We start from the raw sequence: 20,604 nt of genomic DNA, 5'->3' as shown, positions 1-20,604 counted from the left end.
CGGATAATCCGTGCCAGACGCCACCAGAACGGCCCGCGAAGGACACGGGCCGATGCCAAAAGGAAGAGCGCCGATGTTCAAAGGCTCAATGCCCGCCCTCGTCACCCCGTTCCGCAACGGCGAGCTGGACCTGGACACGCTCAAACAGCTGGTCGAGTGGCATATCTCGGAAGGCTCGCACGGGCTGGTGCCCGTGGGCACCACCGGCGAAAGCCCGACCCTGTCGCACGAGGAACACGAGATCGTCGTGGCCGAAGTGGTGAAGGCGGCGGCCGGGCGGGTGCCGGTGATCGCGGGCGCGGGATCGAACAACACCGTCGAGGCGATCCGCTTCATGCAGTTCGCCGACAAGGTCGGGGCCGATGCCGCGCTGGTGGTGACGCCCTATTACAACAAGCCGACCCAGCGCGGCCTGATCGCGCATTACACGGCGTTGCACGATTGCTGCGAGCTGCCGATCTTCATCTACAACATTCCCGGCCGGTCGGTGGTGGACATGACCCCCGCGACGATGGGCGAGCTGGCCAAGCTGCCGCGCATCATCGGGGTCAAGGACGCGACCGCCGACATGGCGCGGGTGTCGGACCAGCGGGCGACCTGCGGCAAGGAGTTCATCCAGCTGTCCGCCGAGGATGCCAGCGCGCTGGGGTTCAACGCGCATGGCGGAGTCGGCTGCATCTCGGTCACCGCCAACGTCGCACCCAAGCTCTGCGCGGAGTTCCAGGAAGCGACTCTGGCCGGGGATTTCGCCAAGGCGCTGGACTACCAGGACCGGCTGATGCCGCTGCACCGGGCGATCTTTACCGAGCCGGGGCTTGTCGGGGTGAAATACGCGATGTCGCTGCTGGGCCTGTGCAGCGAGGAGGTGCGCCTGCCGCTGACCGGTTTGACGGACGGCACGCGGATCCTGGTCAAGGACGCGATGATCCACGCCGGGCTGATCGGCTGACCGTCCTAGCGTTTGCCGTAGTAGAGGCCGACCACGTGTTCGGCCTCTGCAAAGAACAGCCAGCGTGACACCGCGACGCCCGCGAGGTGCGAGAGCACCGCGACGGCGGCCAGGAGGTGGCTGAACGGGGCGAGCAGCAGGACCACCGGCAGCAGGATCATCAGGATCAGCGCGATGGCGCGCAGCTTGGTGGCGTGCTTGCGCCCGATCACGAAGACGAATTCGCGCAGGAGATAATTGGTGCCGGTATGCGGCGGCTCGAACGCCCGCACGGTGCCGATATCGCCGAGCCCGGTGGCGGTGGCCATCGTCGTGCCCGAGGCGCCCAGAGCGCCATCGCCGCGCAGCCAGACCGCGAGCTGGATCGCACCGGCCAGCAGCAGGAGCCAGGGCGCGAGGCTGGTCTGCCCGGCCATCAACGCACCGCCCGCGATCGCCAAAGACAGGAACAGCGCGGGCGTCAGCGGGCTGTGCCAGCGTGGCACGGTCTTGAGCTGGGCGTAGATCATCGAGGTGGTGAACACGGTGCCGAGGCTGGCCGCGGCACCGAGCCAGCCGAGCAGGGGCCAGCGCGTGTCAAGAAAAACCAGCCCCGCGCCGTAGACCGCCATCAGGATCAGCGCGGCCATCGCGCACCAGGCCTCGCGGCTGAGCCAGCTGGTCTGCCATTGGGTAAAGGCCTTGAGCGCGCGTTCGGGGCGGCCGAGGTGGAAGGTCGAGGCCATCAACCCGCCGACCGCCAGAAGGTAGGCGATGGCGAAGAAGGTGAAGGCGACCCAGCCGGTGACGGCGGGAAAGCCGAACCCGAGCCAGGCCAGGAGACCGAAGCCGAGACCCGAGCAGGTGCTGAAGATGATGACGGAGGGGGCCGGGTGCATCAGATCTTGTCCAGTGTCTTGTCGAGCCAGCCGAGAAAGCCGCGTGCGTCCTCGGCCACCGGGGCGAGCAGCGGGGCCAGCACGTCGATCTGGCCGTCGAGCCGGTCCTTGGGGCGGGGCGGCAGGTACTTGTTGACGGGCTTGGTGCCCTGTTCGGGCATCAGGTCCATGCCGCCGCGTTCCGCTGTCAGCCTGGACACGTTGCTGTCGGGATCGGCGAAATCGCCGAAATGGCGCGCACCGGCGGGGCAGGTGCGCACGCAGGCGGGTTCGCGGTCTTCCTCGGGCAGGTTCTCGTTGTAGATCCGGTCGACGCAGAGCGTGCATTTCTTCATCACGCCGGCCGCCTGGTCGAGTTCGCGCGCCCCGTAGGGGCAGGCCCAGGCGCAGAGCCCGCAGCCGATGCAGTCGCTTTCGTTGACCAGAACGATGCCGTCCTCGACCCGCTTGTAGCTGGCGCCCGTGGGGCACACGGTGACGCAGGGCGCATCCTCGCAATGCAGGCAGGATTTGGGGAAATGCACCAGCTGCGCCATGGCGGAGTCGGCCAGCGGCGTGACCTCGTAGCTGTGCACCCGGTTCAGGAAGGTGCCGGAGGGATCGGCGCCGTAGGGGTCCTGATCGGACAGGGGCGCGCCGTAGTTTTCGGTGTTCCAGCCCTTGCAGGAGATCACGCAGGCATGGCAGCCGACGCAGGTGTCCAGATCGATGACGAGGCCGAGCTTGCGCTGGGTCGTTTCGGGGAGTCGGGTCATGCGGGGCGCTCCCTTGAGTGTTGCAGGTGGACGACGGGTTCTTGGCTGGTCGCGTCCCAACTGAGGATGAACCAGATGAAGGAGCCGAGCGTGAAGGCGACGAAGGCCAGGATGACAAGCAGGGTTCGGGTCTTGGGTGTCATTCGCCCACCTTCCAGGCCAGGCTGTCCGGTCCTGTGCCGACCGGCGATGCGATCGGCGGGAAGGCGGGCCGGCTTTCGGCGGGGGCGGTGGTCTTTTCCAGCCGCACCTTGAGGTCGAACCAGGCCGCCTGACCCGTCACCGGGTCGGAATTGGCCCATCGCTGCCCGTCGCCGCGTTCGGGCAGCAATTCGTGGATCAGGTGGTTGAGCAGGAAGCCCCGGGTGGCTTCGGGCGCGTCCTTGTCCAGCGCCCAGGCGCCCTTGCGCTTGCCGATCGCGTTCCAGGTCCAGACGGTGTTTTCGTTGAGCGCGGCCATCTCCATCACCGGCACGGTGATCGCGCCATGGGGCGAGGTGACGCGCACCCAGTCGCCGTCCGTCAGGTTGTGATCGCGCATCAGGCGGGTCGGCACGTAGAGCGGGTTGCGGCCGTGCAACTGCCGCAACCAGGCGTTCTGGGTGCCCCAGCTGTGATACATCGCCATCGGGCGCTGGGTCAGGGCGTGGACGGTGAAGCCGTCATTGCCGGTCTGGTCGGTGTCGTACCAGATCGGCAGCGGGTCCATCGCCGCCTTGATGCGGTGGCGCAGATGGTCGGGCGGCTGGCGGTCGCCGTGGCCCTCGGCGGCGAGCTGGAACCTGCGCAGCGGTTCGACATAGAGCTGGAACAGGTAGGGCTTTGGGCTGTCGTAGAAGCCGGTTTCGACGGCCCAGTCCTGGTAGGTGCTGTTCCAGGGCTTGTAGTAGGCGGCGGCCTCGGGGAGGTGCTTGATCCAGAAGCCGCCATTGTCGATGTAGCGTTGCAGTTGGTCGGGACGGCTCTCGCCGCGGCCGCTTCCTTCGGGCGCGTCCGCGCCGTCGCCCGCCCGCCAACCCGCAAGGGGACCGATGCCCGGGCGGCGTTCGTGATTGACCATGTAATCGGCGTAATCGGCGTATTTCGCGCTGCCGTCGTCATTGGTGAAGCCGGGCAGGTTCAGGCGTGCGCCGAGATCGCAGAGCACCGACTGGAAGCCGCGCACGTCGCGGTCGGGCTCGACGACGGGCCAGCGGATCGCGTCGGCGGCGGCGTCGGCTTCGCAGATCGGGCGGTCGAGCAGGGAGATGCAGTCGTGGCGTTCGAGATAGGTGGTGTCGGGCAGGATCAGGTCGGCATAGGCGACCATCTCGGATGAATAGGCGTCGGAGTAGATGATGCGCGGGATCACGTAGTCGCCGGTTTCGTCCGTGTCCGTCAGCATCTCCATCACGCCCTTTGTGTTCATCGAGCTGTTCCAGGACATGTTGGCCATGTAGAGAAACAGGGTGTCGATCTTGTAGGGATCGCCGGCATGGGCGTTGGAGATCACCATGTGCATGAGGCCGTGGGCGCTCATCGGGTTTTCCCAGGTGAAGGCCTTGTCGATGCGGGCGGGGCTGCCATCGTCCTTCAGCGCAAGGTCTTGTGGTCCCTGGACGAAGCCGAGATGCGGGCCATTGAGCGGCGCGCCGGGATTGACCCCGACATGGGGTCTGGGGTGGGCTGTGGCAGGCTTGGGATAGGGCGGTTTGAAGCGGAATCCGCCGGGGGTTTCGACGCTGCCGAGGATGATCTGCAGCACGTGGAGCGCGCGGCAGGTCTGGAAGCCGTTGGCGTGGGCCGAGATGCCGCGCATGGCGTGGAAGCTGACGGGACGGCCGGTCATGGTGCTGTGTTTTTCGCCGCGGAAGTCGGTCCATGCGCGGTCAAGTTCGATGGCTTCGTCAAAGGCGACGCGGGCGATTTCGGCGGCGATGGCGCGGATTTTCGCCGCCTTGATGCCGCAGCGGTCTGCCACGGCATCGGGCGAAAACTGCGGGTCGAGGTAGGTTTCCGCCATCTTGGACATGACGGTGTGGCAGGTCCGACCGTTTCGGACAGAACGTCCGGTGAGGTCCGGGCGCACGCCTTGGGTGTCGAAGGGAGTCAGTTCGCCCGTCGTCTTGTCGATCACCAGTTCGCGGCCCTCGTCGTCGCGCAACAGCAGGCCGTGATCCGCGCCGCCCGGGTTGTCGATCACGAGGCAGGGGGCGTTGGTGTAGCGGGCGAGGTAGTCGAGGTCGATCTTGCCGGCCTTCATCAGCTCGTGCACCAGCGCGAGAATGAACAGCCCGTCGGTGCCCGGCGTGATGCCGACCCAGTCGTCGGCCACCGCGTTGTAGCCGGTTCGGATCGGGTTGACGCCGATCACCCGCGCGCCGCGCGCCTTGATCTTGCCGATCCCCATCTTGATCGGGTTGCTGTCATGATCCTCGGCCACGCCGAAGAGCATGAAGAGCTTGGTATGGTCCCAGTCGGGCTGGCCGAATTCCCAGAACGCGCCGCCCATCGTGTAGATCCCCGCCGCCGCCATGTTGACGGAACAGAAGCCGCCATGGGCGGCGTAGTTCGGCGTGCCGAAATTCTGTGCCCAGAAGCTGGTGAAGGACTGTGATTGATCGCGCCCGGTGAAGAAGGCGAGCTTTTCGGGGTTCTCGGCGCGGATCGGGGCGAGCCAGTCGGTCGCGATCTGCAAGGCTTCGTCCCAGGTGATCTCCTCGAACTCGCCCGAGCCGCGCGGACCGACGCGTTTGAGCGGGGCGCGCAGGCGGGACGGCGCGTTGTGCTGCATGATGCCGGCACTGCCCTTGGCGCAGAGCACGCCCCTGTTGACCGGGTGATCGCGGTTGCCTTCGATATAGGCCACCTTGCCGTCTTTCATGTGCACGTTGATGCCGCAGCGGCAGGCGCACATGTAGCAGGTGGTCTTGCGCACCTCGTCCGACACCTTGGGCGACAGGTCGAGCTGTGGTTGCTGATGGGTCATCGAAGGCCTCCCTCGGGGCGAACGGTCCGGCAAATCGGGCGCAGGGGCAACCCTTTTCTGGCGATCGGGCGCGAGTTGGAACGCGGTTCCACGCTGGCGCCGGGCGGTGGAACGCGCGGCCTCATCCCGCGAGCGCCAGGCGCAGCAGGCCCGAGGTGGCGAGACCGATCAGGAGCAGCAGGCAGGCGGGGCGGTACCAGCGCTCCCACCGGGGCGTGAACAGCGCCTTGCCGACGAAGACTCCGGCCAGTGTCGGCGCGACCAGCACGAGCCCGCGCGTTGCGGCCTCGGAGGTCATCGTGCCGACGAGCAGGTGAACCAGCAGTCCGAGCACGCCGCCGCCCAGCAGGTAGATGTTGAGCGTGCCGCGCATCCGCCGCGCCGGGATGTCGCGCGCCAGCGCGTAGAGCGCGATCAGCATGCCGCCGGCGCCCGCGATGCCGGTGATGATCCCGGCGGACAGCCCGGTGGCGGCGGTGCCGGTCCGGGTCGCCAGCGCCGGCAGGCGCAGACGCGACACCTGCATCAGCGCCAGCACGATCAACAGCACCAGTGCCGCCGTCTTGGACACGACCGGGTCGAGCGAGAGCGACACGGCGAGGCCGAGCGGCAGGCCGAGCCCGGCGCCGATCATCAGCGTCAACGCGGTGCGCCGGTCGGCATCGGCCCAGCCGCCCCGCATCAGGACCAGAGAGGCGGCCATTTCGAGGAACCAGAAGGACGGGATCAGCTGGATCGGCGGGACGAAGGCGGCCAGCATCGCCATGGCCAGCGCCGACAGGCCGAAGCCCGCGAAGCCGCGCACCGCCCCCGCGAGAAAGCAGGCCAGCACCGCGAAGGCGGCCAGCCCGGGTGGCAGGGCGAGAAGGTCGCTCACCTCTGCTCGACAGGCACATAGGCGCGCGGGTCGGGACCGTTATAGAGCGTCAGCGGACGAATCAGGATGTTGCCGCGCAGCTGTTCGACGCACTGGATCACCCAGCCGGGCATCCGTCCGATGGCGAAGATCGGCACGTAAAGGTCCATCGGGATGCCGTGCAGCTGGTAGATCACGCCGGAATAGAAATCGACGTTCACGTTCAGGCCGTGGCGGGCATAGGGTTTCATCGCCTCGACCACGGCTTGCAGGATTTCGTACCATTCGGGCGCGCCCATTTCCTCGCCCAGCTGCCGCACGCCGTCGCGCATGTGGCGCGCGCGGGGGTCTTCCTTGCGATAGACGCGGTGGCCGAAGCCGGTGACCGCCTCGCGCGCGGCGCGCTTGGCCTTGACGTAGGCGGCGGCATTTTCGGGTGTGCCGATCTCGGCGACCATTTTCATCACGTCCTCGGCGGCGCCGCCATGGGCGGGACCGGCGAGGGTCGAGAGCGCGGTGACGATGGCGCCGTGCAGGTTGGCCTCGGTCCCGATGGTGACGCGGGCGGCGAAGCTGCTGGCGTTGCTGCCGTGTTCGGCGTGCAGGATGAAATCGACATCTGCGAGGCGGGCGGCCTCGTCGCTGGGCCGCTCTCCCTTCAGCATCCAGAGCCAGTTGGCGGCGTGGGACAGGGTCGGGTCCGCGGGCACCGGGTTGCGTCCGTTGCGGATCGCCTCGTGCGCGGCGATGATCATCGGCACCTGGCTGGTCAGGCGGATGCCGTTGTCGATGAACGCCTCTTCGCTGACCTCCTGGCTTTGCGGTTCAAGGGCGGCCAGGGCCGAGACGGCGGTGCGCAACACGTCCATCGGGTGGCCGTGCTGGCAGGCGCGGATGATGTCGTGGATGCCATCCGGCAGGGTGCGGGCGGCCTTGAGGCGGGCGTCGAAGGCGGACAGCTGGTCGGCGGTCGGCAGCTCTCCGAAGATCAGCAGGTAGCAGACTTCCTCGAAGGTGGATTGTGTGGCGAGATCGTGGATCGAGTAGCCGCGATAGGACAGTTCGCCCGCTGCGCCGTCGATGTCGCTGACGCCGGACCGTTCGAAGTAGACGCCCTTGAGGCCGCGGTTGATCTTGACGGGGTCGCTCATGTGAGGCTCCTTCGGGGATGGTGCAGGGAGGCGGATATGCAGGTTCTTGAGAATGTGATCGAGCGCGCGCGGGCGAAGGCCGCGCGGGTGGTGTTCCCCGAGATCGGGGAGACGCGGGTGGCCGAGGCAGTGGCGCGGATGCGCGCTGAGGGGCTGTGCGACCCGGTCGGGCTGGCCGAGGTGTCGGACGCGCAGGTGGCCGCGCTGGTGCAGGCCCGGGGTCTGAAGGAAAGCCTCGCGCGGCGGCTGCTGGCGAAACCGCTGTACCGCGCCGCGGCGATGGTGGCGGCGGGCGAGGCCGATGCGATGGTCGCCGGGGCCGACAGCCCGACGCGGCGGGTGATCGAGGCGGCGGGCATGGCGATCGGACTGGCCGAGGGGGTGACCGTGCCGTCGTCCTTCTTCCTGATGCTGTTTCCCGACGGGCGGGCGATGATCTTCGCCGATTGCGCGGTCACGGTCGCGCCGGATGCCGAGGCGTTGGCGGCGATCGCGCGCGCTTCGGCCGCATCGGGCGCGGCGCTGCTGGGCGAGGCACGGGTGGCGCTGCTGTCGTTTTCGACCGGGGCGTCGGGCGCGGGGGACAGCGTCGACGTGGTGCGAGCGGCGGCGGAGGCGACCGGGTTCATCGGGCCGGTGCAGGCGGATGCGGCGCTGAACGCGACCGTGGCGGCCAAGAAGGGGTTGGGCGCGGGCGATGCCAACGTGCTGGTGTTCCCGTCGCTGGACGCAGGCAACATCGCGTACAAGCTGTGCCAGGAACTGGCGGGGGCGCAGGCGCTCGGCCCGATCCTGCAAGGGTTCGCGCGGCCGGTCTGCGACCTGAGCCGGGGCGCCACGGTCGAGGACATCGTGGCCGCCACGGCGGTGGCCGTGGCGATGGGGTGACCCGCCGGGCGGCGGATCACGTCTGCTTGGGCGACGTGCCTCACACCGTCTGGGGGCGCATGTCGGCGGCGTCGATGCCCGCCACGGCGACGGGTTTCTTCATCGCGTCCCGGCGGAAGGGTTCGCCGAGTTCCTGGTTGATCATCGCCTCGATAAGCGTGGTGACACCGTTTTCCATCTGGTCCTTGATCGCGGTGTTCAGGGCCTCGGTCAATTCGTCCATGGTGCGCGCGACGACCCCCTTGAGCCCGCAGGCCTTGGCGATACCGGCATAGGACACGTCGTCGTCAAGCTCGGTTCCGACGAAATTGTCGTCGAACCAGAGGGTCGAATTGCGCTTTTCCGCGCCCCACTGGTAGTTGCGGAACACGATCTGGGTGATCGCGGGCCACTCGCCGCGCCCGATGGCGGTGAGTTCGTTGACCGCGATGCCGAAGGCGCCGTCGCCCGCGAAACCGACCACCGGCACGTCCGGGCAGCCGATCTTGGCGCCGACGATGGCGGGCAGGCCATAGCCGCAGGGGCCGAAGAGACCCGGGGCGAGGTATTTGCGCCCGTCGTCAAAAGACGGGTAGGCGTTGCCGATGGCGCAGTTGTTGCCGATGTCGCTGCTGATGATCGCTTCGCGCGGCAGGGCGGACTGGATCGCGCGCCAGGCCATGCGGGGGCTCATCCAGTCGGGCTTGTCGGCGCGGGCGCGCTGGTTCCAGGTGGTGCCGGGATCGTCGTCCTCGTGGTCCATGCTGGAGAGCTGCTGCGCCCAGCGGCTCTTGGTTTCGGCGATCTTCGCCTTGCGGTCGGCCCGGCCGGCGTCGCCCGCCGTGTCCGACAGTTGCGAAAGGATGCCGCGCGCCACCTTGGCGGCGTCGCCGACGATGCCGACACTGACCTTCTTGGTCAGGCCGATCCGGTCGGGGTTGATGTCGACCTGGATGATCTTGGCATCGGCGGGCCAGTATTCCATGCCATAGCCCGGCAGGGTCGAGAACGGATTCAGACGGGTGCCGAGGCAGAGCACCACGTCCGCGTCCTTGATCAGCTCCATCGCGGCCTTGGACCCGTTGTAGCCCAGCGGGCCTGCAAACAGCGGATGGCTGCCGGGGAAGGCGTCGTTGTGCTGATAGCCGACGCAGACCGGCGCATCGAGCCGTTCGGCCAGCGCCCTCGAGGCTTCGATGCCGCCCTTGGACAGCACCACGCCGGCACCGTTCAGGATGACCGGGGCCTTTGCCTCGGACATCAGGCGGGCCGCCTCGGCGACCGAGTTCTCGCCGCCGGGGCTGACTTCGAATTCGATCGGGTCGGGGATCGCGATGTCGACCACCTGGGTCCAGAAATCACGCGGGATGTTGATCTGGGCGGGGCCGGACAGGCGCTTGGCCTGGGCGATCACGCGGGTCAGCACCTCGGCCACGCGGGAGGGGTCACGGACCTCTTCCTGGTAGGCGACCATGTCCTCGAACAGCTTCATCTGCTCGACTTCCTGGAACCCGCCCTGGCCGATGGTCTTGTTGGCGGCCTGCGGCGTGACCAGCAGCAGCGGCGTGTGGTTCCAGTAGGCGGTCTTCACGGCAGTGACGAAATTGGTGATGCCGGGGCCGTTCTGGGCGATCATCATGCTCATCTTGCCGGTGGCGCGGGTATAGCCGTCGCTCATCATCCCGGCGCTGCCTTCGTGGGCGCAGTCCCAGAAGGTGATTCCGGCCTTGGGAAACAGGTCGGAAATCGGCATCATGGCCGAACCGATGATGCCAAAGGCATGCTGGATGCCGTGGCGCTGGAGAACCTTCACAAACGCTTCTTCGGTCGTCATCTTCATGGTGCAGTCTCCCTGGAAACACGAAAAAATCGGCCGAGGTCGCCGATTTTGCTGGCCGTAATGTAAGGGATCGGCCGGGGGGGCGGTTAGGGCCAGACGCGCAGCCCGCTTAGGTCCAGACGCGCGGCTGGTCGCGTCCGGACATGGCCCGACATGAAAAAAGCCGCCCTGAGGCGGCTCTGTCCGTTTGGTCGCTGTCGGGCCGTGTCAGGCGCGGGCGCGCCGGCGCAGGAAAGCGAAGCCGCCGAGACCTGCCAGAAGCAGCGGCAGCGAGGCGGGAACCGGAACCGGGGTCATGTCGACCTTGAGGATCGACGGATCGCCGTTGGTCGCGACGTAGAGCAGGTCGAACTGGCCGCCGTCGAACCCGTTGACGGCGGTGGTGCGCTGACCGTTGGGGCCGTTGAAGCCGCCGATGCGCGTACCGTCGTCGAACAGCGCAATGCCGTCGTCATGGGTGATCGAGAAATCCGCAGCGTTGAGGGGCGCGAGCTTGAACAGGAAGAACGTGGTCGTCGCGCTTCCGGGGTTCGAGTTGATGTTGGGCTTGCTCAACTGCAGGGCACCGATAGTCGAATCAAGACCGGACACCCCGCCGGGAGTGCCTGTCGCAAGCCAGGATGCGATCGTGGTGCTGTCGTTGGAGTTGGACGTGGCGAAGCTGAGGTCACCGTTATAGGTGAAGACGTCGGAAACACCGCCGGCCAGCGCGGCGCCGAAATTGGCTGCCGTCGCTTCCGACTGGCTTGAATTCGCGCCGGTGATCTGGGCGACCTGTACGCTGAACAAACCGTTCAACGTGGCGGCTCCGGCTGCGCCGGCGAAAGCGATGGAAGCGGCGATGGCCGCTGTGACGAGTCTGAGTTTCATAAAATTTCCTGTTGTACTGGTTAGAAGTGGAGCAACGATACCGACAGGTTAACGAAAAGTAAATGCGGGGAGTGCACTTGCGGTAAATGCCGGGCCGGTCGCGTTCGGGCGGTCGGCGCGGTGCTCAGCCCTCCTGCGGTGCGGGGTCGGAGATGCGGGCAGCGATGCGGGCGATTCCCTCGGCGATGCGCGGGCTGGGGATCGAGGAATAGCCGAGGCGGTAGAACTCCGTCGGGCGGGCGGGGCCGGCGAAGAAGGGCGCGCCGGGTTCGATCAGCACGCCTTCGCCGCGCAGGCTGTCGGCCAGCGCGGCGGTGTCGGTGCCTTCGGGCGCGCGCATCCAGACCGAAGAACCGCCATAGACACCGCGCCCGGCGATGGTCAGCCCGTTTTGCGCCACGGCGGCTTCGAGCGCGGCGCGCCGGTCGTGCAGCGCGCGGGACATGCGCCGGATCTGGGCGTCGTAATGGCCGAGCGACAGGAAATAGGCGGCGGTGCGCTGGATATGTCCCGGCGGGTGGCGCAGCACGCTGGCGCGCAGGGCGCGCGCTTCGCGGATGAAGGGTTCGGAGCCGACCATGTAGCCCAGCCGCAGGCCCGGGAACAGCGACTTGGAAAAGCTTCCGACATAGATCACCCGTCCGTCGCGATCGAGCGACTTGAGCGCGGGCGAGGGCGCGGCGAGGAAGGAGAGCTCGAACTCGTAGTCGTCCTCGACGATCAGCGCGTCGAGCGCCTGCGCCCGGTCCAGCAGCGCGCGGCGGCGCGCCAGCGGCATGGTCGCCGTGGTCGGGGCCTGGTGACTGGGGGTGGTGAAGATGACATCGGTTTTGCCCGGCAGCGCGTCGGGGGGCAGCCCGTCCGCATCCACCCGGATCGGCGCGAGGCGGCACCCCGACTGCACCAGCACGTCGCGCAGGGCGTGGTAACAGGGGTCCTCGATGGCAGCGGTGCGGCCCGGGTCGAGCAGGATCTGCGCCGCCAGCCACAGCGCGTTCTGCGCGCCCATGGTGATCAGGATTTCCTCGGGTCGTGCGGTGATGCCGCGCCGGGGCAGGGTGTGGCGGGCGATGAACTCGATCAGCAGCGGGTCGTCCTGGTCGTAGTAGTCGGCGGTGAGCGAGGCGAATTCCTTCTGCCCCAGCGCGCGCAGGGCGCAGAGCCGCCAGTTGGCGTGGTCAAACAGCGTGGGGTCGGCCTGGCCGTAGATGAACGGATGGCGGTAGCGGTGCCAGTCGCGCGGCTTTTCGGGCGTGTCGCCGCCGGTGAATCGCTTGCTGATGGCGCGCGGCCAGTCGACCCGGTCCGTGCCGCGCCCGGCCGGGGCATAGCTGGGCGGCACCGGGGCGTTGTCGGAGACGAAATAGCCCGACCGCCCGCGCGAGGTGAGGTAGTCGTTGGCCAGAAGCTCGGTATAGGCCAGCGTCACGGTGATGCGGCTGACGCCGAGATGGCTGGCCAGCTTGCGCGAGGAGGGCAGTTTCTCGCCCCGGTGGAAGCGGCCCGACAGGATGCCCTCGGCGATCATCTGCTGGATCTGCGCCTGAAGCGTGCCCTGCGCGTCGGGGTTGAGAAAGAAGGTGTCGACGGATATGGCCATGGCGCAGGATACGCTGGCCTTATCTCGCTTGCAATCTGGACTTAGCGGCGCGGGGGCCGTTTCTCGAAGCTCGGCAGGCCGTCGGGGATGACGTGGAACGGCTGCATGTCGAGCGTATGGATCGCCGAGTCCGGGCCGCCGTAGTCGGCGGGATTGTCCAGCGTTCCGACCTTGAGGATCACCATGTCGAGCCCCGGACGCCTTGTCAGGATATGGGTGCCGCAATTCGGGCAGAATTCGCGCGTCACCGGCGCGTCGAGATCGGGGCGGGTGAAGCTGTTCGGCGTGCCGGCGGTGTAGCTGAACCCCTCCTGCGGCAGGATCATGAAGTAATTCGGCCCGCCGCCCGAGATGTACTGGCATTCCCGGCAATGGCATTGCGATTTCATCACCGGCGCGCCGGTGGCCTCGTACCTGATGGTGCCGCAATAGCAGCCTCCGGTCATGCTCATGGATCGATCCTCCCTCTGTCGGCTCAGGCTAGCCGCGGACGCGCGGAAAGGACAGCCCGTTCAGTCGGTGCAGCGGTGAGCGAGGCGCAGGCGGTAGTGATCCTGTCCCGTAACCGTGTGCCGCCGGAGTTCGACGCAGGCCGGCTGGCCGGGCGCGAGGTCGATCAGCCCCTCGGTTTCGGTCAGGTTGAGCACGTCTCCCTCGGGCAGCCGCACGTCGACCAGCAGCCCGTTGCGCGCGTCGCCGTTGATCGGCGCGGTGGACAGGACCTCTGCGGTGACATGGGCGACATGGTCGAGCCGGGACGGTGCGGAGAAGGTGAGGAACAGGCCCATGCCGACGACGAAGGCGAGGCCGAGCCCCAGCCCGACGCCCCAGCGTTGCAGGAACACATAGACCGTTACCGCGCGGTCCGGGCCGAGAAGTTTGGATAGGACCGGGAGCATCTGCTTTCGCCATAGTTTCTGGGAATACGAACGTTTCTGCGCTTGGAATACCTACTGGCTCAAGTAGCCTCACTACAACAAACCAAAGCAGATTTAAGGTGTCGGAGTGAAAAAAGAAGAGAAAGAAACCTTGGCGATGACGCGGGACACAGGGCGTGAGGCTTCGGCGATCCGGCTGGTGGCAGCTCGTAAGGCGATTGGTATGACGCAAAGTGAACTTGGCGAACTAGTGGGGATCAAAAAAGCGGCAATTTCAAATGCGGAGAGCGGGCGTTCGTTTCCTAGCAGATCGGTGTTGGTGTATCTTCATCGAAATCATAGGATCGATTTCAACTTCATGATGGCAGGAGAACTATCGCAATTGCCGCAAGATGTTCAACAAATGCTGCTGGACTGTCTGCTTGAGATCGGGAGCCATTCCGACTGATCGCGGTGTGATCGCGCCATCAAGAAGAAAATGAGAAGCTGCCATATAGAGAAAGATGGGAGCAACTGCGCAGAAAACTGGAAATGTTTGCCGTGTGGTAAGCATAGCAAATGTTGGCTGTTCGCGAGAACGACCACTAAGTGGATGCTGAAACGGCTGGATCCGGAGACAGGGGAGTTGAAGCGGGTCTTCGTGACCGAAGCGGCGCGCGGCACCGGCGCGGGCCGTGCACTGATCGAGGCGCGCGAGGCGGCGGCGCGGGACATGGGGCTGACGCGGCTGGTCGCGGACACGCTGACGCCGAATGTCGAGATGCGCGGACTCTATCCCAAGCTGGGGTTCTCCGAGGTCGATGGACCGATCGAAACGACCACCTATCTGGACCAGCCGATGCTGCGGCCGCATCTGCATTATTTCGTCAAGGAACTCTAGGCGGCTTACGAGGCGGCGGCGATGGCGAGCGGGCTGAGTTGGCTGCCGTCAGCATCGAAATTGCTTGGCGCGAGCCAGCGGGTGAATTCGGCCTTGGCGGCGGGCCATTCGCGGTCGAGGATCGAGAACCACGCGGTGTCGCGGTTGCGGCCCTTGTAGGTGGTCGCCTGGCGGAAGATGCCTTCGAAGGTGAAGCCCAGCCGTTTCGCGGCGCGGCGGGAAGGCGCGTTGAGCGCGTCGCATTTCCATTCGTAGCGGCGATAGCCCAGGTCGTCGAACACATGCGCCATCATCAGGTACATCGTCTCGGTGGCGAGCGCGGTGCGTTGCAGGGCGGGGCCATAGTGGATGAACCCGACCTCGATCACACCCTGCGCCGGGTCGATGCGCAGGAATGTGGCATGGCCCAGGGGCGTGCCGTCGGGGGTGCAGATGGCGTAGAAAAGCGGGTCGCGGCTTTGGGCCGAGGCGTCGATGAAGCGCTGGAACTCTGCCGGCTCCGTATAGGGGCCGTTCGGCATGTAGGTGAAGCCCGCCGGGTTGGGCAGGAAGGCCTGAAACAGCGCCGGCGCATGATCGGGCGTGAGCGGTTCGAGATAGCCCCAATGGCCCTGAAGGCGGCGGTGGTCCGGGCGCGGGCGGGGCAGGTCGATCCGAACCGGCCAGCCGATGGGCTGGCCGAATTCGTTTTCGAGGATCTTATCCGAACACACGGCCGAGCGCGCCATCGACCGCGTGGAGGATATGGTCGATGTCGTCCTTGGTGGCGATCAGCGCGGGCGAGAAACACAGCGTGTTGTTCTTGCCCGGCAGCGAGCGGTTGGTGACGCCGATGATAACGCCCTGCGCCATGCAGTCGGCGACCACGGCCTGCGCTTGCTTTTCGGGCACCGGCGCGCGGCTGTCGCGGTCGGAAACCAATTCGGCGCCAAGGAACAGGCCCTTGCCGCGCACCTGTCCGATGACGCTGTGCTTGTCCATCAGCGCGCCCAGTTGGTCGAGCATGTAGTCGCCCATCCGTGTGGTGTTCTCGAGCAGGTTCTCGTCTTCGATGATGCGGAGGTTCTCCAGCGCCGCGGCGGGGCCTGCCGTGCAGCCCCCGAAGGTGGAAATGTCGCGGAAGTAGTTCAGCGGATCGTCCGGGTTGTCCTTGAACTTGTCGAACATGCCTTCGTTGGTCACGAGGCAGGCGATCGCCGCATAGCCCGAGGCGACGCCCTTGGCCATGGTCACCATGTCGGGCTGGATGCCGTAGTGCTGATAGCCGAACCAGGTGCCGGTGCGCCCGACGCCGCAGACGACTTCGTCGATATGCAGGAGCACGTCGTATTGCTTGCAGATCTCGGCGACCCGTTCCCAGTAGCCGTCGGGTGGGGTGATGACGCCGCCGCCGGCGGTCACGGGTTCGAGGCAGAGGCTGCCCACCGTGTCGGGGCCTTCGCGCAGGATCGCCGCCTCGATCTGGTCGGCGGCCCAGAGGCCGTAGTTCTCGACCGGCGCGCCTTCCTGCTCGAAGGCGCGGTATTCAAGGCAATGGGGCACGCGCACGAAGCCCGGCGCGAAGGGCCCGTATTGCGCGTTACGCTCGTCCTGGCCGCCCGCCGACAGGCAGCCGATGGTGGTACCGTGATAGTCGCGGTCGCGATAGAGGATCTTGTGCTTCTTGCCGCCGTATTTCGCGTGGGCGATCTGGCGGACCATCTTGAACGCCTTCTCGTTCGCCTCGGACCCCGAGTTGCAGTAATAGACCCGGCTCATACCCGGCATCTTGTCGATCAGTTTCTGCGCGAAATTGGCGCCGGGGATCGAGCCTGCGGACCCGGCGAAATAGTTCAGCTTGATCAGCTGGTCGCGCACGGCGTTGGCGATGCTCTCGCGGCCATAGCCGACATTGACGGTCCAGACCCCGCCCGAGACGGCATCGAGGTGCTCCTTGCCCTTCTGGTCCCAGACCTTCATCCCCTTGCCTTCGACGATGATGCGGGGATCGGTGGTCTCGTAGGGCTTGTGCTGGCTCAGGTGGTGCCAGATATGGGCCTTGTCGGCCTCGACCACGTGAGAGATGTCGTTTTCATTGAACGTGCCGTCCATGACATGTCCTTTCGGAATAAGGGTGTCGCGCAGGGTTTTCGCCGGCGTGATGCGCCGGGATCATTGCAGAAAACCATGCGCGTCAAAACCGGGCGTGACGTAGGGCCAGAATTGCCGCAGCATTGAGTCCAGAAAGCGGGGCTATCCAGCACGGCGACCCGGACCCTGACCGGCAGTATGCCGAAATTTATGGACATTTTCCAGCCAAGGCCACACGGAACCCGCCACACGCATCCTGCAATCGCGGGCCAGCACCCGAAAAAACATTGATCGGGAGGGGGAATTGGTCTGGGATAAGGGCGGGCGCACCGGGAAAGACCCGGGACGCCAACGAACACGCAGAGGCGGACGACCGCCCGAAAACCAGATGTCCGCCAGAAAGGCGGATCAACAGGGAGACGATGAATGACACTGAAATCCAGGCTTATGGGTGCCGTGGCCGGCGTGGCGATGATGACCTCCGCAGGGGCTGCACTGGCGATGGACGAGATCACGGTGGGCTATTTCCTCGAATGGCCGATGCCGTTCGAATACGCCAAGGTGATGGGCACCTATGACGAGGAAATGGGCGTCACCGTGAACTGGGTCAGCTTTGACACCGGCACGGCGATGAGTGCCGCGATGGCCTCGGGTGACGTGCAGATGAGCGTGAGCCAGGGCGTACCGCCCTTCGTCGTGGCCACCAGCGCCGGCCAGGACCTGCAGGTCCTGGACGTGGCGGTAAGCTATTCCGACAACGACAACTGCGTGGTGAACAGTAACCTCGAGATCGACAAGAACAGCGCCGGTGAACTGACCGGCAAGAAGGTCGCCGTGCCGCTGGGCACCGCGGCGCATTACGGCTTCCTCAAGCAGATGGACCATTTCGGCGTCTCGCTCGATAGTCTCGAGGTGGTCGACATGGCCCCGGCGGAAGGGGCGGCCGCGCTGGCGCAGGGCAGCGTCGACATGGCCTGCGGCTGGGGCGGCGCATTGCGGCGCATGAAGGAGCATGGCAACGTGCTGCTGACCGGCGCGGAAAAGGAAGAACTGGGCATCCTGGTCTTCGACGTGACCAGCGCGCCCGCATCCTTCGTGGCCGAGAATTCCGACCTGGTCGCTAAGTTCCTCAAGGTGACGGCGGATGCCAACGCGATGTGGAATTCAGGCGAGCACACCGCTGAGATGCTGCCGGTGATCGCCAAGGACGCCGGCATGGACGAGGACGCGACCGCCGAGACCATCGCCACCTTCGTCTTTCCGAGCGTCGAGGAGCAGCTTTCGGCCAAGTGGCTGGGCGGCGGCTCGCAGGGCTTCATGAAAGGCGTGGCCGACGTGTTCGTCGCCGCCGGCAGCATCGACGCGGCGCTGGACAGCTATGAGAACGCCGTGAACACCGGCCCTCTCGCCGCCGCCAGCGGCATGTGAGCCGCGCCCGCCGCGCAGGCGGTGGGTTTTCCCGAAACGGGTGAGGCCGGCGCCTTGAGCGCCGGCCGCACCGTGACCGTGGAGACAGCCATGTCCGGTCTCGCCATCGAGAAGATTTCCATGCGTTTCGATCTGCCGGGCGGCGGGTCGGTTCAGGCGCTGAAGGACGTAACGTTACACCTGAAGGAAGGTGAACTGATGTCGGTGCTGGGCCCGTCGGGCTGCGGCAAGACCACGCTTCTGAACATCGTTGCAGGGTTTCTGGCCCCGACCGAGGGGCAGATCGTGATGAATGGGCACACGGTGCAGGGCCCGGATGCGGAACGCGGGATGGTGTTCCAGCAGGGTGCCTTGTTCGAATGGATGAGCGTGCGCGAGAATGTCGGGTTCGGCCCCCGGATGAAAGGGATGCCGAAAATGGACATGGCCGAAACGGTCGATCACCTGCTGGACGTGGTCGGCTTGCAGGATTTCAAGGAGAAGGCGGTGTACGAGCTGTCGGGCGGGATGCAGCAGCGGGTCGCGCTGGCGCGCTGTCTGGCCAATGATCCGGACGTGATCCTGATGGACGAACCGCTGGGCGCGCTGGACGCGCTGACGCGGGAGAAGATGCAGAGTCTCGTGCTGAAGCTCTGGAAAGAGACCGGGAAGACGATCATCCTGATCACCCACTCGGTCGAGGAGGCGCTGCTGCTGGGCGAGCGCCTGTTGGTGATGGCCCCGCGACCGGGGCGCATCCACAGGGAATACCGGCTGCCCTTTGCCGATCTCGGCGTCGGGCAGGACCTGCGGGAGGTGAAGAAGCATCCGGACTATGCGAAGACGCGGGAGGAAATCCTGGCGATGATCTGGGACATGGAGGAAGAGATCATGGGCCGCACCGAAGGAGCGGGCGCATGATCCCCCTGCTGATCTACGTCGCGATCTTCGTACTGTCCTACTACCTGTTCACCAAGGTGATCCACCACGCGGCGCGCAACGATTACACCTCGCTGAAGACGGTCACCTTCGGCGACGAGAGCGCGGTCAGGCCGAACCGGACCGCCTCGGTGATCTCGATCCTGACGCTGTTCCTGCTCTGGGGCATGTTCACCGGCTCCTCCCTGCTGCCGAAGTTCCTGCACATGCCGGGGCCGTTCGAAGGAACGGCGACGTTCGAATACACGGCGCAGACCCCGGACGGGCAGCGCGACACGGCGACTGTGACGGTGCTGGTGCACCCGGTGGATGAGGAGGTCACCGAACCCGAGGTCGATCCCGGCGACGGTTGGGCCAAGAACGATTCCGCGACCATCGGCACCTGGCGCAGCGGCTTGATCCGGGTCGACCGCAACGACGACATCGGGCGCGACGAGGGCGCCGAGGTGGTCGCCGTGAACGGGAAGCCGATCGCGCCTGGCGGCAGTGTCGAAACCGAGTTCGGCCGCGTCGGGATGAGCCCGAAGGGCACGCTGAACTTCGAACCGGCGAAGGGCTGGCAGATGGAGCCGATCTGGCTGCCCGCCCCCGAGGCGGTCGCCGCCCGGGTGGTCGAGATCGCGCGGGAGGGCTTTCGCGGATCAACCCTCTGGGAACATTTGGGGTATTCGCTGTTCCGGGTGGTGGTCGGCTTCTTCTTCGGCGCGTTGGTCGGAATCCCGCTGGGCTACGCCATGGGGTTGAGCGACTGGTTCCGCGGCTGGTTCGACCCGATCGTCGAATTCATGCGCCCGGTGCCGCCGCTGGCGCTGATCCCGCTGGTGATCATCTGGGCGGGTATCGGCGAGACCGGCAAGATCATCCTGCTGTTCCTCGCAGCGCTCTGGATCATGGCGATCGCGGCGCGCTCGGGCGTGTCCGGCGTGAAGATATCAAAGGTTCACGCGGCCTATTCGCTGGGCGCCAGCAAGCCACAGATCATGCGTCATGTCATCATACCCAACAGCCTGCCCGAAATCTTCACCGGTGCGCGGGTGGCGATGGGCGTCTGCTGGGGCACCGTCGTTGCCGCCGAACTGGTCGCGGCCGAAAAAGGCGCGGGTATGATGATCATGGTCGCCTCGAAGTTCCAGAACACGGATATCGTGATCATGGGCATCATCCTGATCGGGATCATCGGGTTCGGGATCGACATGCTGATGCGCTGGGCGGAACGCATCCTGGTGCCCTGGAAGGGCAAGGGCTAGGCCATCCGGAAGGCACGGCTTTCCCCGAACGCCACTCCAATCTCGTGGCAGCGAGCATGTCTTGGGGCTCTGCCCCAAACCCCGGAGTATTTGAACGAAGCTGAAGAACCAAAGACTTTAGCGCCCTTCATCTTTGCAAAAATACTCCGGGGGAGTCGCCTGCAGGGCGGCGGGGGCGGAGCCCCCTCTCAGGGTTTTCTGTTTTGAGACCGTCGGGACAACAAGACATCTGTGGTGTCGTTCGACGCTTTTTCTGGCTTGGTCTCAGCCGGTACGGCCCGAGCAACGGTGGATGACCTGTTTTGGGGGCCTCGCACCGTTTGGAGCCTGAACCACGGTTGCAGAACGATGAACAGGGGGCGCAGGTTGGCGATCTCCACCTGTCGGGGGATGGTGTCGCGTGGCTATCCGCCCGACATCCTGACCACCACGCCGCGCAGATCTTGCGG

General features: G+C 66.1%; 20 protein-coding genes. 7 read left to right on the top strand and 13 right to left on the bottom strand.

The features are described from left to right. Positions 1-73 precede the first annotated feature (73 nt). Positions 74-949, top strand: coding sequence for a 4-hydroxy-tetrahydrodipicolinate synthase (gene dapA, locus JF290_RS12225; RefSeq protein WP_199025174.1), 876 nt, complete (start codon positions 74-76; stop codon positions 947-949). Positions 950-954: 5 nt separating this feature from the next. Here the strand turns inward: dapA and JF290_RS12220 are convergent, their stop codons facing one another. From JF290_RS12220 to JF290_RS12195, 6 genes are all read right to left on the bottom strand, one after another. Then, positions 955-1,827, bottom strand: coding sequence for a dimethyl sulfoxide reductase anchor subunit family protein (locus JF290_RS12220; protein ID WP_199025173.1), 873 nt, complete (start codon positions 1,825-1,827; stop codon positions 955-957). Further along, the gene (locus tag JF290_RS12215; protein ID WP_199025172.1) at positions 1,827-2,582 is read right to left on the bottom strand and encodes a 4Fe-4S dicluster domain-containing protein; all 756 of its coding nucleotides are present in this window, start codon (positions 2,580-2,582) and stop codon (positions 1,827-1,829) included. The genes JF290_RS12220 and JF290_RS12215 overlap by 1 nt, the downstream gene beginning before the upstream one ends. After that, the gene (locus JF290_RS12210; protein ID WP_199025171.1) at positions 2,579-2,725 is read right to left on the bottom strand and encodes a hypothetical protein; all 147 of its coding nucleotides are present in this window, start codon (positions 2,723-2,725) and stop codon (positions 2,579-2,581) included. Before JF290_RS12210 ends, JF290_RS12215 begins: the two co-directional genes overlap by 4 nt. Beyond that, positions 2,722-5,550, bottom strand: coding sequence for a molybdopterin oxidoreductase family protein (locus JF290_RS12205; protein WP_199025170.1), 2,829 nt, complete (start codon positions 5,548-5,550; stop codon positions 2,722-2,724). Before JF290_RS12205 ends, JF290_RS12210 begins: the two co-directional genes overlap by 4 nt. 121 nt (positions 5,551-5,671) lie before the next feature. Then, positions 5,672-6,427 carry a TSUP family transporter gene (locus tag JF290_RS12200; protein ID WP_199025169.1) on the bottom strand — a complete coding sequence of 252 codons (756 nt, stop codon included), beginning with the start codon at positions 6,425-6,427 and terminating at the stop codon, positions 5,672-5,674. After that, positions 6,424-7,557 (bottom strand): citrate/2-methylcitrate synthase, encoded by a 1,134-nt coding sequence (locus JF290_RS12195; protein ID WP_199025168.1) that lies wholly within the window; start codon positions 7,555-7,557, stop codon positions 6,424-6,426. The genes JF290_RS12200 and JF290_RS12195 overlap by 4 nt, the downstream gene beginning before the upstream one ends. 36 nt (positions 7,558-7,593) lie before the next feature. On the opposite strand from JF290_RS12195, the gene JF290_RS12190 reads away from it, so the two are divergent. After that, positions 7,594-8,445, top strand: coding sequence for a phosphate acyltransferase (locus tag JF290_RS12190; RefSeq protein WP_199025167.1), 852 nt, complete (start codon positions 7,594-7,596; stop codon positions 8,443-8,445). Between the two features lie 40 nt (positions 8,446-8,485). On the opposite strand, the gene xsc is transcribed toward JF290_RS12190, so the two are convergent. The 5 genes from xsc to JF290_RS12165 form a co-directional block, all read right to left on the bottom strand. Further along, complete coding sequence (gene xsc, locus JF290_RS12185; RefSeq protein WP_199025166.1) at positions 8,486-10,264, bottom strand: sulfoacetaldehyde acetyltransferase; 1,779 nt, start codon at positions 10,262-10,264, stop codon at positions 8,486-8,488. A gap of 207 nt (positions 10,265-10,471) precedes the next feature. Continuing rightward, positions 10,472-11,134, bottom strand: coding sequence for a VPLPA-CTERM sorting domain-containing protein (locus tag JF290_RS12180; protein WP_199025165.1), 663 nt, complete (start codon positions 11,132-11,134; stop codon positions 10,472-10,474). Positions 11,135-11,258: 124 nt separating this feature from the next. Further along, complete coding sequence (pdxR, locus tag JF290_RS12175) at positions 11,259-12,734, bottom strand: MocR-like pyridoxine biosynthesis transcription factor PdxR (RefSeq protein ID WP_199025164.1); 1,476 nt, start codon at positions 12,732-12,734, stop codon at positions 11,259-11,261. 41 nt (positions 12,735-12,775) lie between these two features. Then, complete coding sequence (locus JF290_RS12170) at positions 12,776-13,186, bottom strand: GFA family protein (RefSeq protein ID WP_199025163.1); 411 nt, start codon at positions 13,184-13,186, stop codon at positions 12,776-12,778. A gap of 60 nt (positions 13,187-13,246) precedes the next feature. Then, on the bottom strand, positions 13,247-13,633 hold the full coding sequence (locus tag JF290_RS12165) for a hypothetical protein (protein ID WP_199025162.1): 387 nt from the start codon (positions 13,631-13,633) through the stop codon (positions 13,247-13,249). Positions 13,634-13,739: 106 nt separating this feature from the next. On the opposite strand from JF290_RS12165, the gene JF290_RS12160 reads away from it, so the two are divergent. Both JF290_RS12160 and JF290_RS12155 read left to right on the top strand, forming a co-directional pair. Further along, positions 13,740-14,060 carry a helix-turn-helix domain-containing protein gene (locus JF290_RS12160; RefSeq protein ID WP_199025161.1) on the top strand — a complete coding sequence of 107 codons (321 nt, stop codon included), beginning with the start codon at positions 13,740-13,742 and terminating at the stop codon, positions 14,058-14,060. 144 nt (positions 14,061-14,204) lie between these two features. Beyond that, complete coding sequence (locus tag JF290_RS12155; protein ID WP_233155312.1) at positions 14,205-14,492, top strand: GNAT family N-acetyltransferase; 288 nt, start codon at positions 14,205-14,207, stop codon at positions 14,490-14,492. Between the two features lie 5 nt (positions 14,493-14,497). Here the strand turns inward: JF290_RS12155 and JF290_RS12150 are convergent, their stop codons facing one another. After that, positions 14,498-15,205, bottom strand: a complete 708-nt coding sequence (locus tag JF290_RS12150) for a GNAT family N-acetyltransferase (protein ID WP_328701248.1) — start codon at positions 15,203-15,205, stop codon at positions 14,498-14,500. Further along, positions 15,192-16,583: an aminotransferase family protein gene (locus JF290_RS12145; protein ID WP_199025159.1), complete on the bottom strand. Its 1,392-nt coding sequence runs from the start codon at positions 16,581-16,583 to the stop codon at positions 15,192-15,194. Before JF290_RS12145 ends, JF290_RS12150 begins: the two co-directional genes overlap by 14 nt. A gap of 405 nt (positions 16,584-16,988) precedes the next feature. On the opposite strand from JF290_RS12145, the gene JF290_RS12140 reads away from it, so the two are divergent. The 3 genes from JF290_RS12140 to JF290_RS12130 all read left to right on the top strand — a co-directional run bounded on the left by JF290_RS12140 (position 16,989) and on the right by JF290_RS12130 (position 20,155). Continuing rightward, complete coding sequence (locus JF290_RS12140; protein WP_199025158.1) at positions 16,989-17,990, top strand: taurine ABC transporter substrate-binding protein; 1,002 nt, start codon at positions 16,989-16,991, stop codon at positions 17,988-17,990. Positions 17,991-18,080: 90 nt separating this feature from the next. Then, positions 18,081-18,890, top strand: coding sequence for an ATP-binding cassette domain-containing protein (locus tag JF290_RS12135; protein ID WP_199025157.1), 810 nt, complete (start codon positions 18,081-18,083; stop codon positions 18,888-18,890). Further along, positions 18,887-20,155, top strand: coding sequence for an ABC transporter permease (locus JF290_RS12130; RefSeq protein WP_199025156.1), 1,269 nt, complete (start codon positions 18,887-18,889; stop codon positions 20,153-20,155). Before JF290_RS12135 ends, JF290_RS12130 begins: the two co-directional genes overlap by 4 nt. Positions 20,156-20,604 lie beyond the last annotated feature (449 nt).

This window comes from Sedimentitalea arenosa (assembly GCF_016428585.1).
GTDB lineage: Bacteria > Pseudomonadota > Alphaproteobacteria > Rhodobacterales > Rhodobacteraceae > Sedimentitalea > Sedimentitalea arenosa.
The sequence above is the reverse complement of the archived record's forward strand: the minus strand, read 5'-3'. Positions and strand labels throughout refer to the sequence as shown.

Excerpts from the sequence above, each read along its gene's own strand:
- JF290_RS12190 (WP_199025167.1), top strand. The coding sequence starts at position 7,594 with ATGCAGGTTCTTGAGAATGTGATCGAGCGCGCGCGGGCGAAGGCCGCG.
- JF290_RS12210 (WP_199025171.1), bottom strand. The coding sequence starts at position 2,725 with ATGACACCCAAGACCCGAACCCTGCTTGTCATCCTGGCCTTCGTCGCC.
- dapA (WP_199025174.1), top strand. The coding sequence starts at position 74 with ATGTTCAAAGGCTCAATGCCCGCCCTCGTCACCCCGTTCCGCAACGGC.
- JF290_RS12215 (WP_199025172.1), bottom strand. The coding sequence starts at position 2,582 with ATGACCCGACTCCCCGAAACGACCCAGCGCAAGCTCGGCCTCGTCATC.
- JF290_RS12145 (WP_199025159.1), bottom strand. The coding sequence starts at position 16,583 with ATGGACGGCACGTTCAATGAAAACGACATCTCTCACGTGGTCGAGGCC.
- JF290_RS12195 (WP_199025168.1), bottom strand. The coding sequence starts at position 7,557 with ATGAGCGACCCCGTCAAGATCAACCGCGGCCTCAAGGGCGTCTACTTC.
- JF290_RS12170 (WP_199025163.1), bottom strand. The coding sequence starts at position 13,186 with ATGAGCATGACCGGAGGCTGCTATTGCGGCACCATCAGGTACGAGGCC.
- JF290_RS12220 (WP_199025173.1), bottom strand. The coding sequence starts at position 1,827 with ATGCACCCGGCCCCCTCCGTCATCATCTTCAGCACCTGCTCGGGTCTC.
- JF290_RS12155 (WP_233155312.1), top strand. The coding sequence starts at position 14,205 with ATGCTGAAACGGCTGGATCCGGAGACAGGGGAGTTGAAGCGGGTCTTC.
- JF290_RS12205 (WP_199025170.1), bottom strand. The coding sequence starts at position 5,550 with ATGACCCATCAGCAACCACAGCTCGACCTGTCGCCCAAGGTGTCGGAC.
- JF290_RS12140 (WP_199025158.1), top strand. The coding sequence starts at position 16,989 with ATGACACTGAAATCCAGGCTTATGGGTGCCGTGGCCGGCGTGGCGATG.
- JF290_RS12135 (WP_199025157.1), top strand. The coding sequence starts at position 18,081 with ATGTCCGGTCTCGCCATCGAGAAGATTTCCATGCGTTTCGATCTGCCG.
- JF290_RS12180 (WP_199025165.1), bottom strand. The coding sequence starts at position 11,134 with ATGAAACTCAGACTCGTCACAGCGGCCATCGCCGCTTCCATCGCTTTC.
- pdxR (WP_199025164.1), bottom strand. The coding sequence starts at position 12,734 with ATGGCCATATCCGTCGACACCTTCTTTCTCAACCCCGACGCGCAGGGC.
- JF290_RS12165 (WP_199025162.1), bottom strand. The coding sequence starts at position 13,633 with ATGCTCCCGGTCCTATCCAAACTTCTCGGCCCGGACCGCGCGGTAACG.
- JF290_RS12130 (WP_199025156.1), top strand. The coding sequence starts at position 18,887 with ATGATCCCCCTGCTGATCTACGTCGCGATCTTCGTACTGTCCTACTAC.
- xsc (WP_199025166.1), bottom strand. The coding sequence starts at position 10,264 with ATGAAGATGACGACCGAAGAAGCGTTTGTGAAGGTTCTCCAGCGCCAC.